We start from the raw sequence: 3,035 nt of genomic DNA, 5'->3' as shown, positions 1-3,035 counted from the left end.
CGGCGGCCTCTGGGGCCACAACCCAGTGCTCTAACCAAGCTGAGCTACACCCACCATTGATTTTTCCCGCGCCCAGAGGGATTCGAACCCCCGACCCACGGCTTAGAAGGCCGTTGCTCTGTCCAACTGAGCTATGGGCGCCAATATATCATGATTCATGATACAAGATGCATGCTTTTTCTTGCATCCTGAATCGTGCATCCTGCATTGGAAAATGTGGTCGGGGCGAGAGGATTTGAACCTCCGACCTCAGCGTCCCAAACGCCGCGCGCTCCCAGCTGCGCTACGCCCCGACAATGAGAAAAAAGATTATACACTTGATTCATGAAACGACAAGTACGGTCTGTTATAGAAATAATGGCAATCGAAACTATTTTTTGTAACTTTTATAATACTTGATAAGTTTATATTTAAATATAGAATTATGACATTGGTCTTATAGGTTACTTCGACGCATTATAGTACAATTGGATAATGGCAAGAGGGTATTCATTAATTGTTTTTCTTCCTGTATAATATCTAAAAAATTTCAATGCCGAATATAGTTGAATTTAGAAAAATAAAAGCAAGGAGGTAGTTAAGTATGAAAAAAGGGATCATGTATTTAATGTTCCTTATGTTTGCATTGATGTTTTCAATCTCTTTATCCAATATGGGAGCGGCCCAGGAAGGCGAGATGAAAGGCGATGAAGGGATGAAAAAGATGGATAAGATGGGGTCCGTTAAGGGGAAGGTGTATTGCGTTGAGTCTGATGAGAAAGGAAACCTCGTTATGAACGATACATGGGTTGAGTGCAAGGGAGCACTCGTTGAGGTTGGAGCAGATGGTAAAGCTTATGTAATAAAAGCTACGTCCGAAGAAGCCAAGATGATAGGGAAGCAAACTGGTGAAACCAAGACTGTTGAAGGTATTGTTGAAGGCCATACTAGGGGTTGGGTTCTAGCGTCGGCATCAGCAGCACAACCGCAACCCTCTGAGGCCACTTCAGTCACCGGTACGATAGTCTGCTTGCTACCTAATTATGAGTCTTTAAACTTTAAACAGATTGTAGCGACTGGACCCTGTAATGAAGCTGAACCGCATTTGCATGTTGTAAAGACAAAAAGTGGTCAAGTCTATGCATTGGAAGGATCAGAGGAAGCTATTCACAAGATCGAATCCATGTCCAGTAGAGAAAATGTTGAGCTTCAGGGAACGATTCAAGGTGAGCAGGGCGCCTGGATCCTATTTGTACAGTAAGCTTTAGCTCTTTTCACGAAATTAATTTGGGGGGGAGCGAGTTTAACAGCTCTCCCCATTGTATTTCTTCAAAGCGTTAGTGATCGGCCCTTTCTAATATTGAGGAACGGTCTAATCGATTTAAGTATTGACGAGTGTTATCTAATCATATATTGGAAGGCCGCTGGGCACTTTTTCAGGTGTTTCGCTGTACTGATCCAGCGCTTTTGGATCTGTGAGGGAATGAAGGAAATCCATAAGGTCGGAAAATTCTCGATCACTTAAATTTATTGGATTAGCTACTACTCCATCAATTGTATTTAATACGCCCGCCTCTATTATTTCCTTATTATGAACCATATCCTGAAACCGTGGATCAAGCTGACTGGAATCATAAATTCTTAATGATTCTTTAGGATTTAAATGATGGCGAACGGCAGCCTCGAGATTTGTATATGCACCTGAGTGCATCCACGGACCTGTCAATGCAACATTTCTTAGGGGTGGAGTGCGGAATTTAAATTTATCTTCAGGTTTATTGGTTATACCTCCACGACCTAGATCGAGTGGGGCTACTTCTCCAACTCCGGGACCAATCTGTGGCGATGCAATGTTATGATATTTCATGTCGGTCAATAGGCTTCCCGAGTGGCATTCGTAACACCGTGCTTTTCCGTAGAAGAGTAGGGCGCCGCGCTTCTGGGCTTTATTCAGGGCATTGTTCTCTCCTGCCACATAGCGATCGAATGGAGAATTTGTAAAGGTCCATGTATCTATTTCCCAAGCGGCTATTGCATTAACAGCGTGCTGAATGCCGATTTTGTCGAGAGGGACTTTCGGATAAGCAGCTTTAAATAGTTCTATGTATTCAGGAATTCCACCCTCACCGGGAGGATCTCCGATCAATCTAGCCATATATGCTTTCCATATTGCCTTAAAATCGTCATCTGGGATTGACGCCAGTTCATTTGGTGTCTTGTCAATAGCGACTGAGTCATCGACTTGTCCACGCATTGTCTGGCGAGAAGCCAATGCAAATAACTGCTGGGCTGCTAATGGACCATCAAGGCTTGGCGGAAGATCTTTCCCAGCGGGGGTTTCATCTAATTTATCTTCTCCTAAAGATATACTTCCATCCCAATTAATGGCTTTAAAATCGGGGAACCCTCTATTAAAAACATCCGGCGCATTACGCGTATTAAAAGCCCTACCTTCACCGAGCACTCGAGTGGGACCTAGACCCTTTCCTCCAACTCCAATCGAAAGCGAAATCCCATCCCCTGTATGTAATGATGGATGATGACAGGTTGCACACGAAATATCCTTCCTACCACTCAATATTCTGTCGAACATAAGATTTTTGCCTAATTCAACAAGTTTAGGATCGCGCGGTTCAAGCTTTTTCAAAATATTAACTTTGGCGGAGGTAAGTGTGTGTCTTACCATCTTGTCCATCATTTCAGGATCATCTCTTCTACATGCCGCTAAAAAAAGTAAAAAAACAACAATTAGAGTATTTACTTTCACTGGTTGACTCCGTGCATTCTCATATAGTCTCCAACATAGAAATAGCCATTAAGCGACAGGGAGTAACAAATGTTATAGCAGCACTGATCATTCTCCACCCTGCTTTGATGAGGGTGAACTCTCTAGGCGCTCTACTTCTGATTTTTCGTCAAGCTGGAGGAGAGCCCTCATGATTTGGCCTAAGATATCAGCATTGGTGCCTATCATATTTTCTTCTTCAGCTACCTGAAGCTCTCTTGCATCATATTCCCAGCGCCGCAGAATCTCTATCTTCTCTTTGCGTGATAAC

General features: G+C 43.3%; 3 protein-coding genes and 2 tRNA genes. 1 reads left to right on the top strand and 4 read right to left on the bottom strand.

Annotation, left to right across the window (positions count from 1 at the left end; genetic code table 11):
• Positions 1 to 67: 67 nt before the first annotated feature.
• Both VGA95_09265 and VGA95_09260 read right to left on the bottom strand, forming a co-directional pair.
• A tRNA-Arg gene (locus VGA95_09265) sits at positions 68 to 141 on the bottom strand.
• A 76-nt stretch (positions 142 to 217) separates the two neighbouring features.
• Positions 218 to 293: transfer RNA gene (locus VGA95_09260), tRNA-Pro, on the bottom strand.
• Positions 294 to 583: 290 nt separating this feature from the next.
• Between VGA95_09260 and VGA95_09255 the strand changes: the two genes are divergently transcribed.
• Positions 584 to 1,240: a hypothetical protein gene (locus tag VGA95_09255; protein ID HEX9666729.1), complete on the top strand. Its 657-nt coding sequence runs from the start codon at positions 584 to 586 to the stop codon at positions 1,238 to 1,240.
• 141 nt (positions 1,241 to 1,381) lie between these two features.
• On the opposite strand, the gene VGA95_09250 is transcribed toward VGA95_09255, so the two are convergent.
• Entirely contained in the window at positions 1,382 to 2,746 is a 1,365-nt protein-coding gene (locus VGA95_09250; protein HEX9666728.1) for a cytochrome c peroxidase, read from the bottom strand.
• Between the two features lie 87 nt (positions 2,747 to 2,833).
• The coding region (locus VGA95_09245) for a hypothetical protein (GenBank protein HEX9666727.1) at positions 2,834 to 3,035 on the bottom strand (202 nt) is incomplete at its 5' end.

This window comes from Thermodesulfobacteriota bacterium (assembly GCA_036397855.1).
GTDB lineage: Bacteria > Desulfobacterota_D > UBA1144 > Nemesobacterales > CSP1-2 > DASWID01.
Note: the sequence above shows the minus strand (reverse complement) of the source record. Positions and strands in the feature narration are given on the sequence as shown.

What these genes read in the sequence shown, in the direction of transcription:
- VGA95_09255 (HEX9666729.1), top strand. Translation starts at nt 584, where the DNA reads ATGAAAAAAGGGATCATGTATTTAATGTTCCTTATGTTTGCATTGATG.